Origin of the sequence: Pseudomonas sp. Irchel 3H3 (assembly GCF_900187635.1) — a bacterium.
GTDB lineage: Bacteria > Pseudomonadota > Gammaproteobacteria > Pseudomonadales > Pseudomonadaceae > Aquipseudomonas.
This window is the reverse complement of sequence record NZ_FYEC01000036.1, coordinates 15,437-33,605: the sequence shown is the minus strand read 5'-3', so window position 1 is coordinate 33,605 and position 18,169 is coordinate 15,437. Positions and strand designations below refer to the sequence as shown.

Annotated in this window: 18 protein-coding genes; 11 read left to right on the top strand and 7 right to left on the bottom strand. The window is 60.7% G+C overall.

Going from position 1 to position 18,169, the window contains the following annotated elements; translation table 11 throughout:
* The first annotated feature begins 1 nt into the window (after position 1).
* The 7 genes from CKW24_RS25035 (at position 2) to CKW24_RS25005 (ending at position 6,014) form a co-directional block, all read left to right on the top strand.
* Complete coding sequence (locus CKW24_RS25035; RefSeq protein ID WP_095171219.1) at positions 2 to 1,099, top strand: amino acid ABC transporter permease; 1,098 nt, start codon at positions 2 to 4, stop codon at positions 1,097 to 1,099.
* Positions 1,100 to 1,109: 10 nt separating this feature from the next.
* Positions 1,110 to 1,874, top strand: a complete 765-nt coding sequence (locus tag CKW24_RS25030) for an amino acid ABC transporter ATP-binding protein (RefSeq protein ID WP_095171217.1) — start codon at positions 1,110 to 1,112, stop codon at positions 1,872 to 1,874.
* Between the two features lie 221 nt (positions 1,875 to 2,095).
* Positions 2,096 to 2,755: a FadR/GntR family transcriptional regulator gene (locus CKW24_RS25025; protein ID WP_095171215.1), complete on the top strand. Its 660-nt coding sequence runs from the start codon at positions 2,096 to 2,098 to the stop codon at positions 2,753 to 2,755.
* Entirely contained in the window at positions 2,745 to 4,061 is a 1,317-nt protein-coding gene (locus CKW24_RS25020; RefSeq protein ID WP_095171213.1) for a CynX/NimT family MFS transporter, read from the top strand. Before CKW24_RS25025 ends, CKW24_RS25020 begins: the two co-directional genes overlap by 11 nt.
* Before the next feature lie 114 nt (positions 4,062 to 4,175).
* Positions 4,176 to 4,646 carry a nuclear transport factor 2 family protein gene (locus tag CKW24_RS25015; RefSeq protein ID WP_095171212.1) on the top strand — a complete coding sequence of 157 codons (471 nt, stop codon included), beginning with the start codon at positions 4,176 to 4,178 and terminating at the stop codon, positions 4,644 to 4,646.
* Between the two features lie 40 nt (positions 4,647 to 4,686).
* A complete protein-coding gene (locus CKW24_RS25010; protein ID WP_095171210.1) occupies positions 4,687 to 4,998 on the top strand; it encodes a GIY-YIG nuclease family protein in 312 nt (103 codons plus the stop codon).
* Between the two features lie 83 nt (positions 4,999 to 5,081).
* Positions 5,082 to 6,014, top strand: a complete 933-nt coding sequence (locus tag CKW24_RS25005; protein ID WP_095171208.1) for a glutathione S-transferase family protein — start codon at positions 5,082 to 5,084, stop codon at positions 6,012 to 6,014.
* A 52-nt stretch (positions 6,015 to 6,066) separates the two neighbouring features.
* Here the strand turns inward: CKW24_RS25005 and CKW24_RS25000 are convergent, their stop codons facing one another.
* Both CKW24_RS25000 and yejK read right to left on the bottom strand, forming a co-directional pair.
* Positions 6,067 to 6,417, bottom strand: coding sequence for a glutaredoxin domain-containing protein (locus CKW24_RS25000; protein ID WP_095171206.1), 351 nt, complete (start codon positions 6,415 to 6,417; stop codon positions 6,067 to 6,069).
* The gene (gene yejK / locus CKW24_RS24995) at positions 6,417 to 7,421 is read right to left on the bottom strand and encodes a nucleoid-associated protein YejK (RefSeq protein ID WP_095171205.1); all 1,005 of its coding nucleotides are present in this window, start codon (positions 7,419 to 7,421) and stop codon (positions 6,417 to 6,419) included. The genes CKW24_RS25000 and yejK overlap by 1 nt, the downstream gene beginning before the upstream one ends.
* Before the next feature lie 396 nt (positions 7,422 to 7,817).
* On the opposite strand from yejK, the gene CKW24_RS24990 reads away from it, so the two are divergent.
* Positions 7,818 to 8,099, top strand: a complete 282-nt coding sequence (locus CKW24_RS24990; protein WP_007905514.1) for an HU family DNA-binding protein — start codon at positions 7,818 to 7,820, stop codon at positions 8,097 to 8,099.
* 78 nt (positions 8,100 to 8,177) lie between these two features.
* On the opposite strand, the gene rlmF is transcribed toward CKW24_RS24990, so the two are convergent.
* Together rlmF and CKW24_RS24980 are read right to left on the bottom strand one after the other, a co-directional pair.
* Positions 8,178 to 9,200: a 23S rRNA (adenine(1618)-N(6))-methyltransferase RlmF gene (rlmF, locus tag CKW24_RS24985; protein ID WP_095171203.1), complete on the bottom strand. Its 1,023-nt coding sequence runs from the start codon at positions 9,198 to 9,200 to the stop codon at positions 8,178 to 8,180.
* Between the two features lie 264 nt (positions 9,201 to 9,464).
* A complete protein-coding gene (locus CKW24_RS24980; RefSeq protein ID WP_095171201.1) occupies positions 9,465 to 12,311 on the bottom strand; it encodes a valine--tRNA ligase in 2,847 nt (948 codons plus the stop codon).
* 355 nt (positions 12,312 to 12,666) lie between these two features.
* Between CKW24_RS24980 and CKW24_RS24975 the strand changes: the two genes are divergently transcribed.
* Positions 12,667 to 13,107: a DUF3757 domain-containing protein gene (locus tag CKW24_RS24975; RefSeq protein WP_095171200.1), complete on the top strand. Its 441-nt coding sequence runs from the start codon at positions 12,667 to 12,669 to the stop codon at positions 13,105 to 13,107.
* A 139-nt stretch (positions 13,108 to 13,246) separates the two neighbouring features.
* On the opposite strand, the gene CKW24_RS24970 is transcribed toward CKW24_RS24975, so the two are convergent.
* Genes CKW24_RS24970 through CKW24_RS24960 form a run of 3 tightly spaced genes read right to left on the bottom strand, consistent with a single transcriptional unit; the run spans position 13,247 to position 15,649 of the window.
* Entirely contained in the window at positions 13,247 to 13,663 is a 417-nt protein-coding gene (locus CKW24_RS24970) for a DNA polymerase III subunit chi (protein ID WP_095171198.1), read from the bottom strand.
* Between the two features lie 7 nt (positions 13,664 to 13,670).
* Complete coding sequence (locus tag CKW24_RS24965; RefSeq protein WP_095171196.1) at positions 13,671 to 14,099, bottom strand: DNA polymerase III subunit chi; 429 nt, start codon at positions 14,097 to 14,099, stop codon at positions 13,671 to 13,673.
* A 59-nt stretch (positions 14,100 to 14,158) separates the two neighbouring features.
* Positions 14,159 to 15,649, bottom strand: coding sequence for a leucyl aminopeptidase (locus CKW24_RS24960; protein WP_095171194.1), 1,491 nt, complete (start codon positions 15,647 to 15,649; stop codon positions 14,159 to 14,161).
* A gap of 309 nt (positions 15,650 to 15,958) precedes the next feature.
* On the opposite strand from CKW24_RS24960, the gene lptF reads away from it, so the two are divergent.
* On the top strand, positions 15,959 to 17,077 hold the full coding sequence (lptF, locus tag CKW24_RS24955; protein ID WP_095171192.1) for an LPS export ABC transporter permease LptF: 1,119 nt from the start codon (positions 15,959 to 15,961) through the stop codon (positions 17,075 to 17,077).
* Complete coding sequence (lptG, locus tag CKW24_RS24950) at positions 17,070 to 18,131, top strand: LPS export ABC transporter permease LptG (protein ID WP_095171191.1); 1,062 nt, start codon at positions 17,070 to 17,072, stop codon at positions 18,129 to 18,131. The genes lptF and lptG overlap by 8 nt, the downstream gene beginning before the upstream one ends.
* Positions 18,132 to 18,169: the final 38 nt, after the last annotated feature.

The following is an 18,169-nucleotide window of genomic DNA, read 5'->3' as shown; positions in this document are numbered from 1 at the left end:
CATGAGTACTCATACTTTCAAACCGGACATGCCACCGCCGAGCAGCAGCATCGGCGTGGTGGCGTGGATGCGCGCCAACATGTTCTCCAGCTGGCTCAACACCCTGCTGACGCTGTTCGCGTTCTACCTGATCTACCTGGTGGTGCCGCCGATCCTGCAGTGGGCGATCATCGACGCCAACTGGGTCGGTACCAGCCAGGCCGACTGCACCAAGGACGGCGCCTGCTGGGTGTTCATCCAGCAGCGCTTTGGCCAGTTCATGTATGGCTACTACCCGGTGGACATGCGCTGGCGCGTGGACCTGACCGTGTGGCTGGCGGTCATCGGCGTGGCACCGCTGTTCATCTCGCGCTTCCCGCGCAAAGCAGTGTATGGGCTGAGCTTCCTGGTGCTGTACCCGATCATTGCCTGGTGCCTGTTGCATGGCGGCGTTTTCGGCTTGAGCCAAGTGGCGACGAGCCAATGGGGCGGCCTGATGCTGACCCTGGTGATCGCCACGGTCGGGATTGCCGGAGCGCTGCCGCTGGGCATCATCCTGGCCCTGGGACGGCGCTCGAACATGCCGGCGATTCGGGTGGTCTGCGTGACCTTCATCGAGTTCTGGCGCGGCGTGCCATTGATCACGGTGCTGTTCATGTCCTCGGTGATGTTGCCGTTGTTCCTGCCCGAGGGCATGAACTTCGACAAGCTGCTGCGGGCGCTGATCGGGGTGATCCTGTTCCAGTCGGCCTACGTCGCCGAAGTGGTGCGTGGCGGCCTGCAAGCGATTCCCAAGGGACAGTACGAAGCGGCTGCCGCGATGGGCCTGGGGTACTGGCGCAGCATGGGCCTGGTGATCCTGCCGCAAGCCTTGAAGCTGGTGATCCCCGGTATCGTCAACACTTTCATTGCGCTGTTCAAGGACACCAGCCTGGTGATCATCATCGGCCTGTTCGACTTGCTCAACAGCGTCAAGCAAGCCGCCGCCGACCCGAAATGGTTGGGCATGGCCACTGAGGGCTACGTGTTCGCGGCCCTGGTGTTCTGGATTTTCTGTTTTGGTATGTCGCGCTATTCCATGCACCTGGAACGCAAGCTCGACACTGGCCACAAGCGTTAGGAGTTCTGTAATGAGCGAAGCAAGCAAACAGCCGGTGAGCCCTGAAGGCATTATTCAGATGCAGGGCGTGAACAAGTGGTACGGCCAGTTCCATGTGTTGAAAGACATCAACCTCAACGTCAAGCAGGGCGAGCGGATTGTCCTGTGCGGCCCTTCGGGTTCCGGCAAGTCGACCACCATTCGCTGTCTCAACCGTCTGGAAGAGCATCAGCAAGGGCGGATCGTGGTCGATGGCGTGGAGTTGACCAATGACCTCAAGCAGATTGAAACGGTGCGCCGTGAAGTCGGCATGGTGTTCCAGCACTTCAATCTGTTTCCACACCTGACGATTTTACAGAACTGCACCCTGGCGCCGATGTGGGTGCGCAAGATGCCCAAGCGCAAGGCTGAGGAGATTGCCATGCACTATCTGGAGCGCGTACGCATTCCGGAGCAGGCGCACAAGTATCCAGGGCAACTGTCGGGTGGCCAGCAGCAGCGGGTAGCGATTGCCCGGGCGCTGTGCATGAAGCCGAAGATCATGCTGTTCGACGAACCGACGTCGGCGCTCGATCCGGAGATGGTCAAGGAGGTGCTCGATACCATGATCGGTTTGGCTGAAGACGGCATGACCATGCTCTGTGTGACCCATGAGATGGGTTTTGCGCGGACGGTGGCGAATCGGGTGATCTTTATGGACAAGGGGGAGATTGTTGAGCAGGCGGCGCCGAATGACTTTTTCGACAATCCGCAGAATGAGCGGACCAAGTTGTTCTTGAGTCAGATTTTGCATTGATTGGGGTTGCTGAGTGAGATGAACCCGGACTTGTTCCGGGTTTTTTTTCGCCCCTACGGCGGGTCACTTGGAAGAGCGGAACGCCGCCCGCCCCCAAGCAACCAACGGCTTTACCCCTGACGTCCGGCCCCCCGCAACCAACATCCTCATTGCTCTACCCAGTCAAGCTGACTAACATGTCAAAAAAATTCATCCTATGATTGGATGAAAGGGCGAATTTAATGACAGACACTTCTCCATTGATCAAGCGTTCCCTGGTCGACCAGGCCTTGGAGCAACTGCGCCTGCGCATTAACACCGGCAGTTGGACGGTTGGCCAGCGCCTGCCCACCGAGCCTGAGTTGGCGGCTGAGTTGGGGATTAGTCGTAATACGGTGCGTGAGGCCATGCGGGTGCTGGCGTTTTCCGGGTTGATTGAGATTCGCCAGGGTGACGGCAGTTACCTGCGGGCGGTGGTCGATCCGTTGGATACGATGAAGGCCTTGTCCCGTTGCTCCCATGAACAGGCCCGGGAGACCCGGCATATCCTTGAGGTGGAGGCGATTGGCTTGGCGGCGTTGCGGCGGACCGATGAGGACCTGGTGGTCCTGCGCGAGGCGCTGACAATCAGTGGTACCCACTATCACGGCGACCTTGATAGCTACATCGCCTGCGACATGGTGTTTCACCGCCGCTTGGTGGATGCCGCGCACAACCCGACCCTCAGTGAGCTGTACCGCTACTTCTCCAGCATTGTCGGCGCGCAGTTGCGCGAGACTTTGAACATCGTCCCCAGACGTCAAGCCGTGTTCGACTTGCATGTCGATTTGCTCGACGCCGTCGAACAGCGCGATCCAGAGCGGGCCAAGGCCCTTTGCCGGCAGTTGATCAATGAGCCTTGAAACCGAGAATTCCATGTCCAGCCAACCGGCCAACACCCGCGATACCGTCTCCCCCAAACGCTCGGCAGAGCTTGAAGAGCTGCTGATCGATGCCGAGGCCGATGATGAGCAAGTCCAGCAGAGCCAGCCGCTGTTGCTTCGTCCCTGGCTGTTGTTGCTGGGGCTGATCCTGGTGGCGTTGAACCTGCGTCCGGCGCTGTCGAGCATGGCGCCGCTGCTCAGTGAGGTGTCGAAGAGTCTTGGCTTGTCGGCGGCCCAGGCGGGGTTGCTGACTACCTTGCCCGTGTTGTGCCTGGGGCTGTTCGCGCCCTTGGCGCCGATCCTGGCGCGGCGTTTTGGTGCTGAACGCGTGGTGCTGGGGATTCTCCTGACCCTGGCGGGCGGGATCATCCTGCGCAGTTCGTTCGGTGAGGTCGGCCTGTTTGCCGGGAGCATCCTGGCCGGCGCCAGCATTGGGGTGATCGGCGTATTGCTGCCGGGGATCGTCAAGCGCGATTTTGCCAAGCACGCCGGCACCATGACGGGCGTCTACACCATGGCCTTGTGCCTGGGCGCCGCCATGGCGGCCGGGGCGTCAGTGCCTTTGAGCGAGCATTTTGGGCAGGACTGGACCGTGGGCCTGGGGTTCTGGGTGATTCCGGCACTGCTTGCTGCGGTTTTCTGGCTGCCGCAGGTGGGGCAAAAACACGGCGCCCACAATGTCGCGTATCGGGTACGCGGGCTGCTGCGTGACCCGCTGGCCTGGCAAGTGACCTTCTACATGGGCCTGCAGTCGTCGCTGGCCTATATCGTCTTTGGCTGGTTGCCGTCGATCCTGATCGGCCGTGGCCTGACGCCGACCCAGGCCGGGTTGGTGCTGTCGGGTTCGGTGATTGTGCAATTGGCCAGCTCCCTGGCCGCTCCCTGGTTGGCTACGCGGGGCAAGGACCAGCGCCTGGCGATCGTGGTGGTGATGCTGATGACCCTGGGTGGGCTGTTCGGTTGCCTGTACGCGCCGATTGACGGCTTGTGGGGCTGGGCGATCCTGCTGGGCCTGGGGCAGGGCGCAACCTTCGCCCTGGCGCTGACCCTGATTGTATTGCGCTCGCGTGATGCCCATGTGGCAGCCAACCTGTCGAGCATGGCCCAGGGGTTCGGCTACACCCTGGCGTCCATGGGCCCGTTTGCGGTCGGCCTGGTGCACGACTGGACCGGAGGCTGGACCGCGTTGGGCTGGATTTTCGGGGTGATTGGCCTGGGCGCGATCATCGCCGGGCTGGGGGCCGGGCGCGCCCGGTACGTGCAGGTCGAAAGCGAACGGGTGTGACTGCGTCGCACTGGCGGTATTTGTGCTGCGAATGGCGGTAGTGTTGCCAAGGTTTGCAGACTATCGTGCAGGTATCTTTCGCAGCCATTTTTTGACCATGCAGGGAGCCTGCCCATGAGTGACGCCAATCGCGCCGTGATCACTGAGTTCTATCAAGCCTTTCAGCGCCTGGATGCCGAAGCCATGAGCGCCTGCTATAGCGAGGATGTGCTGTTCAGTGATCCGGCTTTTGGCGAGCTGCGCGGGCGCGATGCCGCTGACATGTGGCGGATGCTCACCACCCGGGCCAAGGACTTTTCCCTGACCTTCGACAGCGTGCAAGCCGATGAGCGCAGCGGCAGCGCGCATTGGGTTGCCCGCTACCTGTTCAGCCAGACCGGCAACACCGTGGTCAACGACATCCAGGCGCGCTTCGTCCTGCGTGACGGCAAGATCTGCGAGCACCACGACACCTTTGATCTGTGGCGCTGGTCGCGTCAGGCCCTCGGTGTCAAAGGCCTGCTCCTGGGCTGGACGCCGCTGGTGGGCAATGCCGTGCGCAAACAGGCGCTCAAAGGCTTGAGGGCGTTCCAGGCCAGTCGCTGATAAGATCTGCAGCTGTTTTCCTTCAAGCCCTGAACGTCACGTGAACAGCCCCAGCCAATCCCCCGTTATACCCGTCGACCCCGTGGTGCCTGCCAGCAAGCCCTGGTTCGTCTACCTCGTTCGTGCGGCCAATGGCGCGTTGTATTGCGGCATCAGCGACGACCCGCAAAAGCGCTTCGCCAAGCACCAGAGCGGCAAGGGCGCGCGGTTTTTTCTCTCGAGCCCGGCGATGGCGCTGGTCTATACCGAGGCCTGCCGCGACAAGAGCGAAGCGTTGCGCCAGGAACGCCTGATCAAGAAGCTGCGCAAGAGCGCCAAGGAATGCCTGGTGGCGACTTATCACCCTGAGTGATCAGTTGTCATCAGGCAGATGGGTAGGCTGCTATTCGATTGCGCGCTAAGCTGCTGGCTTCTTACATCAGCGGCGGATTGTGTATGTCAGAGTTGATTCTTCACCATTACCCGACTTCTCCTTTCGCAGAAAAGGCGCGGCTGTTGCTGGGCTTCAAAGGGTTGTCCTGGCGCTCGGTGAACATCTCGCCGATGATGCCCAAGCCCGACCTCACGGCCTTGACTGGTGGCTACCGTCGTACGCCGGTGCTGCAGATCGGTGCCGATATCTATTGCGACACCGCGCTGATTGCCCGCCGACTGGAGCAGCAAAAAGCCCTGCCGGCGTTCTTCCCCGAAGGGCAGGAAATGGTCAGCGCCACGGTCGCCGCCTGGGCCGACTCGGTGGTGTTCCAGCATGCGGTCAGCCTGGTGTTCCAGCCCGAATCGATAGCGGTACGTTTTGCCAGGTTATCACCGGAGGCGGTGAAGGCCTTTGTCGCCGACCGCGCCGGACTGTTCAGTGGTGGTAGCGCCACCCGGTTGTCGGCGGACCAGGCCCGTCATCAATGGCCGACGATCATGGCGCGCCTTGAGCAGCAACTGCAGCGTGATGGCGACTACCTGTTCGGCGAGCCTTCGATTGCCGACTTCGCCTTGGCCCATCCGCTGTGGTTCTTGAAGGGCACGCCCGTCACTGCGCCCCTGGTGGATGCCTATCCGACAGTCTCGGCCTGGCTGACCCGGGTACTGGGTTTCGGTCATGGTGCATTCAGTGAGATGAGCGCAGAAGAAGCCTTGCAGGTGGCGCGGGACTCAACCCCGGCGGCCCTGCCGGATGAACCGTTCAACGAACCGAATGGTTTTACCGCAGGCCAGCAGGTGGTGATCGCGGCAACCGACTACGGGGTTGATCCGGTGGCCGGCGAGTTGCTGTTTGCCGGCAGTGAAGAGCTGATCCTGCGCCGCGAAGACCCGCGTGGTGGGGTGGTGCATGTGCACTTTCCGCGGTTTGGTTTTCGTATCGAGGCTTGCTAGCAGCGGTCAAGATCGCAGCCTGAGGTGAGCTGCTGCGATCTTTTGACCTGATCTATTTCAAGGCAGCCAGAATCGCCTCGGGCTCATAGCCGCGAATCAGCGTGCCGTTCACGTCCAGCACCGGGATGCCGCGACCGCCCAGGGCCTCATAGACCTTGCGCGCCTCGGCATCCTTCTCGATGTCGTATTCCTTGAACGGTATGCCCTTCTGATCAAGGAAGCGCCGGGTCAGTTTGCAGTAGCCGCACCAGTCGGTGGCGTAGAGCACCACCCGGGCGTTGGCCCGGACCTGCTCGGCGACCACCTGCGAAGGGTTGAACAGCCGTTCGATCTTGCCCCAGTTCTGATAGACCACCAGCACCAGCACAATCAGCAGGACCTTCTTCAGTGCGCCTGCGAGCATCAGTTGCGACGCTTGAGCTGGTCGGTGAGGGAGGTCGGCAGGCCCTTGATGACCAGGGTGCCGGCTTCTTCGTCGTACTCGATCTTCGAACCCAGCAGGTGCGCTTCAAAACTGATGGACAGGCCCTCGGCGCGGCCGGTGAAACGGCGGAACTGGTTGAGGGTGCGTTTGTCGGCGGGGATTTCCGGCGACAGGCCATAGTCCTTGTTGCGGATATGATCGTAGAAGGCTTTTGGGCGTTCTTCGTCGATCAGTTCCGACAGCTCCTCCAGGCCCATGGGTTCACCCAGCTTGGCCTGGCTGCTGGCGTAGTCGACCAGGGTCTTGGTCTTCTCGCGGGCGGAGTCTTCCGGCAGGTCTTCGCTTTCGACGAAGTCGCTGAAGGCCTTGAGCAGGGTGCGGGTTTCACCCGGGCCGTCGACACCTTCCTGGCAGCCGATGAAGTCGCGGAAGTACTCCGAGACCTTTTTCCCGTTCTTGCCTTTGATGAACGAAATGTACTGCTTGGACTGCTTGTTGTTCTGCCACTCGGAGATGTTGATCCGTGCGGCCAGGTGCAACTGGCCCAGGTCCAGGTGCCGGGACGGGGTCACGTCGAGCTGGTCGGTCACGGCCACGCCTTCACTGTGGTGCAGCAGGGCAATGGCCAGGTAGTCGGTCATGCCTTGCTGGTAGTGGGCGAACAGGACGTGACCGCCGGTCGACAGGTTGGACTCCTCCATCAACTTTTGCAGGTGCTCCACGGCAATTCGGCTGAACGCGGTGAAGTCCTTGCCGCCGTCGAGGTACTCCTTCAGCCAGCCGCTGAACGGATGTGCACCGGACTCGGCGTGGAACAAGCCCCAGGCTTTGCCTTGCTTGGCGTTGTAGCTCTCGTTGAGGTCGGCGAGCATGTTCTCGATGGCGGCGGATTCGGCCAGTTCCGAGTCGCGGGCGTGCAGGACTGCGGGTGTGCCGTCGGGTTTTTTGTCGATCAGGTGGACGATGCAATGACGGATCGGCATGGGCTTCTCGGCTGTATGAATGGAGGAGGGCGTGCTCCCCCGAAAAAGTGCCCAGTGTACCGCACCTGTTGGTTTTGGCGGTGCTCGACGGGGTTGGGAGGCGGGTCATGCCGGGCTTATGCGCTTTTTTGCGGATTTAGAGCAATAAAGCTGACCAAATGGGTAGGTAGAGGCGGATATTTCCCCGTCTCTGTGCTAGTTTTGCCCGGTCTTACGCGAAGTCACTGCGTTAAGCGTGCATTCAGCATTTGTCAGGTCGAACCAAACCCTGATTTCGGTATCTATAACCCCGACCCGTCGGTGTTGTAGCCGAGGGTGCCAGATCCAGAAGATCGGGCTCGATGGCTGACACTGCACTCTGCAATCCATATGAATTTGATAGGGAAGGAACACTACATGGCTCTTACTAAAGACCAACTGATCGCCGATATCGCTGAAGCTATCGACGCGCCTAAAACCACCGCGCGTAACGCACTGGACCAACTGGGCCAAATCGTTGCTGATCAACTGGAAAACGGCGGTGAAATCACCCTGCCAGGTATCGGTAAGCTGAAAGTGACCGAGCGTCCTGCCCGTACCGGCCGCAACCCTTCGACTGGCGCTGCCATCGAAATCGCTGCCAAGAAAGTTATCAAGCTGGTTGTGGCTAAAGGCCTGACCGACGCTGTTAACAAGTAAGACGCATAAAAAAGAGCCGCGCCCCGGAGCAATCCGGGCGCGGCTTTTTTGTGCCTGGCGTTATGTGCCAGGCGAGACTCAGCTTTTGCGAACCCAGCGCTCGCGCCAGACTTGTTGCTCGGATTTGGTCTGGAAGGTCCAGGCGACAAAGCGGCTTTGCTTTTGTCCCTGAGACATCTCCACTACCTGGCTCTCCAGCACGCCGGCCTTTTTCAGCGCGGTCTGGATGACTGGCAGGTTTGACGCTTTCGAGACCAGGGTACTGAACCACAGCACCTTGTGTTGAAAGTGCGCGCTTTCGGCGATCAGTTGCGTCACGAACCGCGCTTCACCACCTTCACACCACAACTCGGCGGACTGTCCGCCAAAGTTCAGTACCGGCAGTTTGCGTTTCGGGTCGGCACGGCCCAGGGCGCGCCATTTACGTTCGCTGCCCTTGGTCGCCTCGTCCATGGAGGCATGGAACGGCGGGTTGCACATGGTCAGGTCAAAACGTTCGCCCGGCTCCAGCAAGCCCAGCAGGATGTGCTTGGGATTGCTTTGCTGACGCAGCTGGATGGCTTTGTTGAGGCCGTTGGATTGCACGATGGCTTTGGCGGCGGCCACGGCGGTCGGATCGATTTCCGAGCCGAGGAAGTGCCAGCGGTAGTCGCTGTAGCCGATCAATGGATAAACGCAGTTGGCGCCCATGCCGATGTCGAGCACCTTGACCGGTGCGCCGCGAGGGATCTCACCGTCGTTGACGCTGGCCAGCAGGTCGGCAAGAAAGTGCACGTAATCGGCACGTCCCGGCACCGGTGGGCAGAGATAGTCGGCCGGGATGTCCCAATGGGCGATGCCATAGAACGACTTGAGCAATGCCCGGTTGAACACCCGCACCGCATCCGGGCTGGCGAAGTCGATGCTCTCTTTGCCATAGGGGTTGATGATCACGAACTGCGCCAGTTCTGGCGTGGTCTTGATCAGCGCCGGGAAGTCGTAACGGCCCTGGTGGCGGTTGCGCGGGTGCAGGCTGGCCTTTTCGCGGGGCTCCACGGCTTTGGCCGGGGTCGCGGAATCAGGCTTCTTGCGCGCAGGGCGGGGTGTGCGGGGGGTGGTCATGGGCGTAGTCGATTCGGGTGTGGCTGAAAGAGACGGGCATTGTCCCACATCCAGGCGCTGTGAATGCAATTGTGAAGATCAGCACGAATCCCTGTGGGAGCGGGCTTGCCCGCGATGGCGATCTGTCAGTCACATCAATGTTGAATGTGAGGGCCTCATCGCGGGCAAGCCCGCTCCCACAGGGTGTTGTGGTGTTTGTGGGGAAGGGGCGGGCACAAAAAAGGGAGGCCGTTGCGGGCCTCCCTTTTTTATAGCGGTATGCCGTTACAGGCTGGCAATCCGAGCGTGTTGCTCGGCCAGCTTGCCCAGAGCCTGTTCGGCTTCGGCCAGTTTGGCGCGTTCTTTCTCGATGACTTCGGCCGGGGCCTTGTCGACGAAACCGGCGTTGGACAGCTTGCCGCCGACACGCTGCACTTCACCTTGCAGGCGCTGGATTTCCTTGTCCAGACGGGCGAGTTCCGCACCCTTGTCGATCAGGCCGGCCATCGGCACCAGCACTTCCATCTCGCCAACCAGCGCGGTGGCCGACAATGGCGCTTCTTCGCCGGCTGCCAGCACGGTGATGGATTCCAGCTTGGCCAGCTTTTTCAGCAGGACTTCGTTCTCGCTGAGGCGACGCTGGTCTTCGGCGCTGACGTTCTTCAGGAAGATCGGCAGGGGTTTGCCCGGGCCGATGTTCATCTCGCCGCGAATGTTGCGCGTGCCCAGCATCAGGCCCTTGAGCCATTCGATGTCGTCTTCGGCCGCCTGGTCGATGCGTGCTTCATTGGCCACTGGCCAAGGTTGCAGCATGATGGTCTTGCCGTCGATGCCGGCCAGCGGCGCGATGCGCTGCCAGATTTCTTCGGTGATGAACGGCATGAACGGGTGCGCCAGGCGCAGCGCTACTTCCAGCACGCGCACCAGGGTGCGACGGGTTCCGCGCTGGCGTTCGATCGGGCCGTTTTCGTCCCACAGCACTGGCTTGGACAGTTCCAGGTACCAGTCGCAATACTGGTTCCAGATGAACTCGTACAGGGCCTGTGCAGCCAGGTCGAAGCGGAACTGCTCGAGTTGGCGGGTCACTTCGGCTTCGGTGCGTTGCAACTGGGAGATGATCCAGCGATCGGCCAGCGACAGCTCGTAGGCTTCGCCGTTCTGGCCGCAGTCCTCGCCCTTGTCCAGCACGTAGCGCGCAGCGTTCCAGATCTTGTTGCAGAAGTTGCGATAGCCTTCGACGCGGCCCATATCGAACTTGATGTCGCGACCGGTGGACGCCAGCGAGCAGAAGGTGAAGCGCAGGGCGTCGGTGCCGTAGCTGGCGATGCCGTCGGCGAACTCGTCGCGGGTCTGCTTCTCGATCTTTTTCGCCAGTTTTGGCTGCATCAGGCCGCTGGTGCGTTTTTGCACCAGGGTTTCCAGGTCGATGCCGTCGATGATGTCCAGCGGGTCAAGGACGTTGCCCTTGGACTTGGACATCTTCTGGCCCTGGCCGTCGCGCACCAAGCCATGTACGTACACGGTCTTGAACGGTACCTGCGGCGTGCCATCCTCGTTTTTCACCAGGTGCATGGTGAGCATGATCATCCGGGCAACCCAGAAGAAAATGATGTCGAAGCCAGTCACCAGTACGTCGGTGGAGTGGAACTTCTTGAGGAACTCGGTCTGTTGCGGCCAGCCGAGGGTGGAGAAGGTCCACAGGCCCGAGCTGAACCAGGTGTCGAGGACGTCGTTGTCCTGCTGCAGGGCAACATCAGGCCCCAGGTTGTGCTTGGCGCGCACTTCGGCTTCGTCGCGACCGACGTAGACCTTGCCCGACTCGTCGTACCAAGCCGGAATCCGGTGGCCCCACCACAGCTGACGGCTGATGCACCAGTCCTGGATGTCGCGCATCCACGAAAAGTACATGTTTTCGTACTGTTTCGGTACGAACTGGATGCGGCCGTCTTCCACGGCGGCAATCGCAGGCTCGGCCAGTGGCTTGGTGGAAACGTACCACTGGTCGGTCAGCCACGGTTCGATGATGGTGCCGGAGCGGTCGCCCTTGGGCACTTTCAGGGCGTGATCGTCAACGCTGACCAGCAGGCCGGCGGCGTCGAACGCTGCGACGATCTGCTTGCGCGCTTCAAAACGGTCGAGGCCGGCGTATTCGGCCGGGATCTTGCCGTCGATGCTGTCGTTGAGCGTACCGTCGAGGTTGAACACCTGGCAGGCAGGCAGCACCGCGGCGTTCTTGTCGAAGATGTTGAGCAGCGGCAGGTTGTGGCGCTTGCCGACTTCGTAGTCGTTGAAATCGTGGGCCGGGGTGATTTTCACGCAGCCGGTGCCGAACTCAGGATCACAGTAATCGTCAGCAATGATCGGGATGCGGCGGCCAACCAGCGGCAGCTCGACGAATTGGCCGATCAGGGCCTTGTAGCGTTCATCGTTCGGGTTCACGGCCACGGCGGAGTCGCCGAGCATGGTTTCCGGGCGAGTGGTCGCGACGATCAGGTAATCGTTGCCTTCAGCGGTCTTGGCGCCGTCGGCCAGCGGGTACTTGAGGTTCCACAGGAAACCTTTCTCGTCGTGGTTTTCCACTTCGAGGTCGGAAATCGCCGTGTGCAGCTTGGTGTCCCAGTTGACCAGGCGCTTGCCGCGGTAGATCAGACCGTCTTCGTGCAGGCGCACGAACGCTTCCTTGACCGCTTCCGAGAGGCCGTCGTCCATGGTGAAGCGCTCGCGGCTCCAATCCACCGACGAGCCGAGGCGGCGGATCTGCCGGCTGATGTTGCCGCCGGACTCATCTTTCCATTCCCAGATCTTTTCCAGGAATTGCTCACGGCCCAGGTCGTGGCGGCTCTGGCCCTTGGCTTCGAGCTGACGCTCCACCAGCATCTGGGTGGCGATACCGGCGTGGTCGGTACCCGGTTGCCACAGGGTGTTGCGACCCTGCATGCGGCGGAAACGGATCAGGGCGTCCATGATCGCGTTATTGAAACCGTGACCCATGTGCAGGCTGCCGGTGACGTTCGGCGGCGGGATCATGATGGTGTAGGAATCGCCCGCGCCTTGCGGGGCGAAGTAGTTCTCGGACTCCCAGGTGTTGTACCAGGAAGTTTCAATGGCGTGCGGCTGGTAGGTCTTATCCATGCGCGGCGGGACCCTATTGGCATTTATTCAGGAAAAGCCGGCAAGTATAGCGGGGATGTCGCCTGGGGCGTAGAGCGAGCTGATGGCAGGAGGGAGAAATCTGCTGTTTTTTCCAGGAGCGGCGGTCGCGGTGCTCCAGGCTCGTGTGGGAATTGCATTGGGCTGATGGGGGAGGGGCAGGTGGGGAGCTAATTAGCGCGATAGTTTCCTTGGCATATAAGGAATTTGCCTACAAGTTTGCTTGTTTGAGTAAGTGCTGTGTGTGCGTAGTATTCAAGGAGGTGTGTGCAAGTTGAATGTGTTGCACGCTGCCTGCAGGGAAATATAGTGTTTTAAATAATGGCATGGAGCATGTATGTATATTAAACAAGTTGCGTTGTTGATTCCTCTCCTGATGTCGGCGAATGCCTGGGCAGGAACCGTGGAATATTGCCCGAAAGTTGCGGATATCAAGGAGGTCGGTACCACCGCCAGTTATGTCGCAGCTACCGTCAGCGGCCAGGGTCAATGGAATGGCACTTCACAGACTGGGCGCGGCCCGGTCGGTGGGTTCGATGAGGCTATATTCAAGGCCCATGGCGATGCAGTCGAAGGTGTGGTGATCGGTGAAATCCTGCACTGCGGGTACAGCCTGCGTGACGGTGGTAAGTTGGACATGCGCTTCAAGCGCGAAGGCACTGTTGTCAGTATTCAGGCGGGGGGAGCCTGGGAACCGTGGTATAGCCAGTATTATTGCGAAGATAAAGCCGAGGGCGCCTGCACCTTCAAGGAATTACCTCGTCCAGGTAAGGGCTAGTTGATGTTGTGCACTATTCAGTTAAGTATTAGTTGCTGAATGTAATGTCATTGAATAGTGGGTTGGTATTTGAAGTGTAAGGTCGCCAATTTCACTGGCGACCTATCCCTCGTACAAGGGGGTACTCAAAAGCACGCGGTCAGTTGTCGTACTGGCTCAATAAGCGTTCCATTCGTGCATCGAGGCGACGCTTGATTTCCGTCTCGATGTGCGGGGCAAAGTCATCGATCACGTCTTGCATGATCAACTGCGCGGCCGCGCGTAACTCACCATCCAGATGCAGCATGACGTCGGCAGCTTGCTGAGCGGTGGTCGTGGCGGCTGGTGCTGGTGCTGGAGTTGGAGCAGGAGCAGGAGCAGGTTGTTCGACGGCTTCGGCCAGTGGTTTGCCGCTGACTTGGTCGAACAGCAAGGGAATCTGGCCTTCATCACTCGCGGTCTCGACGGTGTCGGTCAGCAGTGGTGGTTGCAGGTTGTCATCGCCGAGCAACTGGCGGATCGACTCGAGGTCATCCAGCAGGTGAGCGGCCTTTTGCAGTGGTTTTGGCGTGTCCATCTTGTACTCAGAGTCGCTGTAGACGGTGATCTTGCAGAGGATAGCCCTGTTCGCGGTAGAAGCGGAAACTCTCCCGCGCGGCCTGACGAATAGCGGGATCTTCGACTACTACTTCTGCCACTCGGGCAAACCGTTGGGCAAATGGTGGGACCTTGAGGTCGAGGTTGACCAGCAGGTCCTGGTGCTCGCCCGGATCATCGCCCAGGCCCAGCACAATCAAGCCGTCCGGTTCGCTCTCGGCTGGGCCGTGGGGAACGAAGCTTTCGCCCTTGAACGCCCACAGGCGAGCATCCAGGTCGTCGCGTTGGGCGGCGTCGCTGCAGTGCAGGTAGATGCGGTGCCCCATGCGCCAGGCCTTTTCGCTGAGCTTGCAGGCGAAGTCCAGCCGCGCCTGGGGATCGGCGCTGGGCAGGATGTAAAAGTCGACTTTGGTCATTGCGGTTCCTGAGCCTGAAGCGGCGCCCCCGAGGGTGACGCCGCTTCAGGTCATCGGTTTCAGGCCTTGGCGCGATCCAGCAGGTATTGGGTCAGCAATGGTACCGGGCGGCCAGTGGCGCCCTTGTCCTTGCCACCGCTGGTCCAGGCGGTACCCGCGATGTCCAGGTGCGCCCAGTTGAGGTTCTTGGTGAAGCGCGACAGGAAGCACGCTGCCGTGATGGTGCCGGCTTTCGGCCCGCCAATGTTGGCGATGTCGGCGAACGGGCTGTCCAGTTGTTCCTGGTACTCATCGAACAGCGGCAGTTGCCAGGCACGGTCGTCGGCAGTCTTGCCGGCGCTCAGCAGTTGTTCGATCAGTTCGTCGTTGTTGCCCAGCAGGCCGGAGGTGTGGGAGCCCAGGGCGACGATGCAGGCGCCGGTCAGGGTGGCGATATCGATCACTGCCTGTGGCTTGAAGCGCTCGGCGTAGGTCAGGGCGTCACACAGCACCAGGCGGCCTTCGGCGTCGGTGTTGAGGATTTCCACGGTCTGGCCGCTCATGGTGGTGACGATATCGCCTGGGCGGGCAGCGCCGCCGCTCGGCATGTTCTCGGCACAGGCCAGGATGCACACCAGGTTGATCGGCAGCTTCAGCTCGAGCACGGCACGCAGGGTACCAAACACGCTGGCGGCGCCGCCCATGTCGTACTTCATTTCATCCATGCCGGCGCCCGGCTTGAGGCTGATACCGCCGGTGTCGAAGGTGATGCCCTTGCCCACCAGGGCGTACGGCTTCTCGGACTTCTTGCCGCCGTTGTATTGCATGACGATCAGGCGTGGCGGCTGGTCGCTGCCCTGACCCACGGCGTAGAACGAGCCCATGCCCAGTTCCTTGATCTTTTTCTCGTCCAGCACTTCGACTTTCAGGCTCTTGAACTCTTTACCCAGTGCCTTGGCTTGCTCGCCCAGGAAGGTTGGGTGACAGATGTTCGGCGGCAGGTTGCCCAGGTCGCGGGTGAACGCCATGCCGTTGGCAATCGCGCTGGCGTGAGTCACGGCGCGTTGTACTTCGGCCTGTGCAGCCTTGATGGTCAACAGGGTGATTTTCTTTAGGGCGCGTGGTTCGGCCTTCTGGCTCTTGAACTGGTCGAAGCTGTATTCGCCGTCCAGCAGGGTTTCGGCCAGCAGGCGGGTCTTGCCATAGCTGTCACGACCCTTGACCACCACTTCGTCCAGCGCGAGTGCGGCATCGCTGCCACCCAGGCCCTTGAGGGTGTTGAGGATGCCGGCGACGATTTTGCGCAATGGACGATCGCCCAATTCTGCGTCCTTGCCCACACCTACCAGCAGCACACGTTCGGCCTTGAGGTTCGGCAGGCTGTGCAGCAACAGGCTCTGGCCAACTTTGCCGGTCAGGTCGCCACGCTTGAGGATGGCGCTGATGGCGCCGCCGCTGAGCTCATCGACCTGCTTGGCAACGTTGCCGAGTGTCCGGCCTTCGCCGACTGCGATGACCAGCGTGGCGGTTTTCAAGGTTTCTGGGCTAACGCTTTTTACAACCAGTTCCATGTCCGGGTCCCTGAATAAATGGTCAAAGTGCAGCGTGCCGCAGCCTGTGCGCACACGTTTGCCTTCTATATAGAAAGGTGCGGGTAAGGCCCGCGACAAAGGCCGCAGTTTGAACCTCGCTGACTGCGCCTGACAACCCTTGCGCAAGTGATCTTTAATGCATTGCATGCCGGCGTGAGCGTGCGCAGTGACAGGCGCGGTCAATCACAGGATAATGCCGCATCTTTTGCGGTGGCTCATGGTTTCACGAGCCGTCCGACCTGTTTGCTTGTTTGGCCGCCTTAGCCTGACAACCCTGGAGTGTCTGGTTTGATTGTCTTCCGTTATCTTTCCCGTGAAGTCCTGGTGACCCTGAGCGCCGTCAGTGCCGTGCTGCTGGTCATCATCATGAGTGGGCGCTTCATCAAGTACCTCGCCCAAGCCGCTGCCGGCCTGCTGGATCCGGGTTCCCTGTTCCTGATCATGGGCTTCCGCCTGCCGGGCTTCTTGCAGTTGATCCTGCCACTGGGGTTGTTCCTGGGGATTCTGCTGGCTTATGGCCGGCTGTATCTCGAGAGCGAAATGACCGTGCTGTCGGCCACCGGCATGAGCCAGCAACGCCTGTTCGCCTACACCTTGTTCCCGGCCACGCTGGTCGCATTGCTGGTGGCCTGGTTGAGCCTGGGCCTGGCCCCGCAAGGTGCCAACCAGTTCCAGTTGCTGCTGAACAAGCAGGATGCCCTGACCGAGTTCGATACCCTGGAGCCAGGACGCTTCCAGTCGTTGCGCGACGGCACGCGGGTGACCTATACCGAAAAACTCTCGGACGATCGCGTCAACCTGGCAGGCGTGTTCATCTCGCAGAAGAACGAAGCCTCAGGCAACAAGGATCGCGGCATCTCTGTACTGGTGGCCGAGAAGGGCCGTCAGGAGATCAAGCCGGACGGCAACCGCTACCTGATTCTGGACAACGGCTATCGTTATGACGGCAATCCGGGGCAGGCCAATTACCGGATCATCAAGTACGACACCTATGGCGTACTGTTGCCCAAGCCTGACGTCAGCGACGAAGTAACCGACCGCGACGCCATCAGTACCGCCAACCTGCTGGGCAGCGATGACGTGCGCTCCCATGCCGAATTGCAATGGCGCCTGTCCCTGCCGTTGCTGGTGTTCATCGTGACCCTGATGGCCGTGCCACTGTCGCGGGTCAATCCGCGTCAGGGCCGGTTCCTCAAGCTGTTGCCGGCGATCCTGCTGTACATGGCCTACCTGACCATCCTGATCGCTGCCCGCGGCGCATTGGAGAAGGGCAAGTTGCCGCCGGCGCTGGGGTTGTGGTGGGTCCACGGGATTTTCCTGGTCATAGGCCTGGGGTTGCTCTACTGGGAGCCGTTGCGCTTGAAGATGGCGAGTCGCCGCTATGCGTTGGAGGTGACCCGTGGTTAAGCTCGATCGCTACATTGGTAGCAGTGTATTCATGGCGATCCTGGCCGTGCTGGGGATCATCCTCGGCCTGGCGACCCTGTTCGCCTTCATTGATGAAATGGGCGATGCCAGCGATACCTACACGGTGATGGACGTTCTGGGCTACGTGCTCCTGACCGCGCCGCGCCGGCTGTACGACATGTTGCCCATGGCTGCCCTGATCGGTTGCCTGATCGGCCTTGGCAGCCTGGCCAGTAACAGCGAATTGACCATCATGCGTGCGGCCGGCGTATCCATTGGGCGGATCGTCTGGGCAGTGATGAAGCCGATGCTGTTCCTGATGGTGGCCGGCGTGTTGATCGGCGAGTATGTGGCGCCCGCCACGGAAAACATCGCCCAGGCCAACCGTTCGCTGGCCCAGGGCAGTGGCGATTCGCAAAGCGCCAAGCACGGTTTGTGGCACCGCCAGGGGGACGAGTTCATTCACGTCAACTCGGTGCAGCCCAATGGCCGCCTGTATGGCGTGACCCGTTATCGTTTCGATAATGACCACCACCTGCTGTCCGCAAGCTTCGCTAAACGCGCCGAGTTCGACACCGATCACTGGCAGTTGAGTGACGTCACCACCACCCTGTTCCACGGCAAGAGCACTGAAGTGGTGAGCGCTGCGGTCGAGCGTTGGGATGTGGCCCTCAGCCCGCAACTGCTGAGCACCGTGGTGATGGCCCCGGAATCGCTGTCGATCAGCGGCCTGTGGGGTTATATCCATTACCTGGCTGACCAGGGCCTGAACAACGGCCGCTACTGGCTGGCATTTTGGGTCAAGGTGTTGCAGCCGCTGGTCACCGCAGCCCTGGTGCTGATGGCGATCTCCTTCATCTTTGGTCCACTGCGTTCGGTAACCCTCGGTCAGCGGGTCTTCACCGGTGTGCTGGTGGGCTTCACCTTCCGCATCGTCCAGGATTTGCTCGGTCCGTCGAGCCTGGTGTTCGGTTTCTCGCCGCTGTTTGCGGTGTTGATCCCAGCTGCGGTGTGTGCGCTGGCAGGCCTCTGGCTGATGCGTCGAGCCGGCTGATCAGCGGTATTTGAACCGAAGTTTGTCTGCAAAAACGC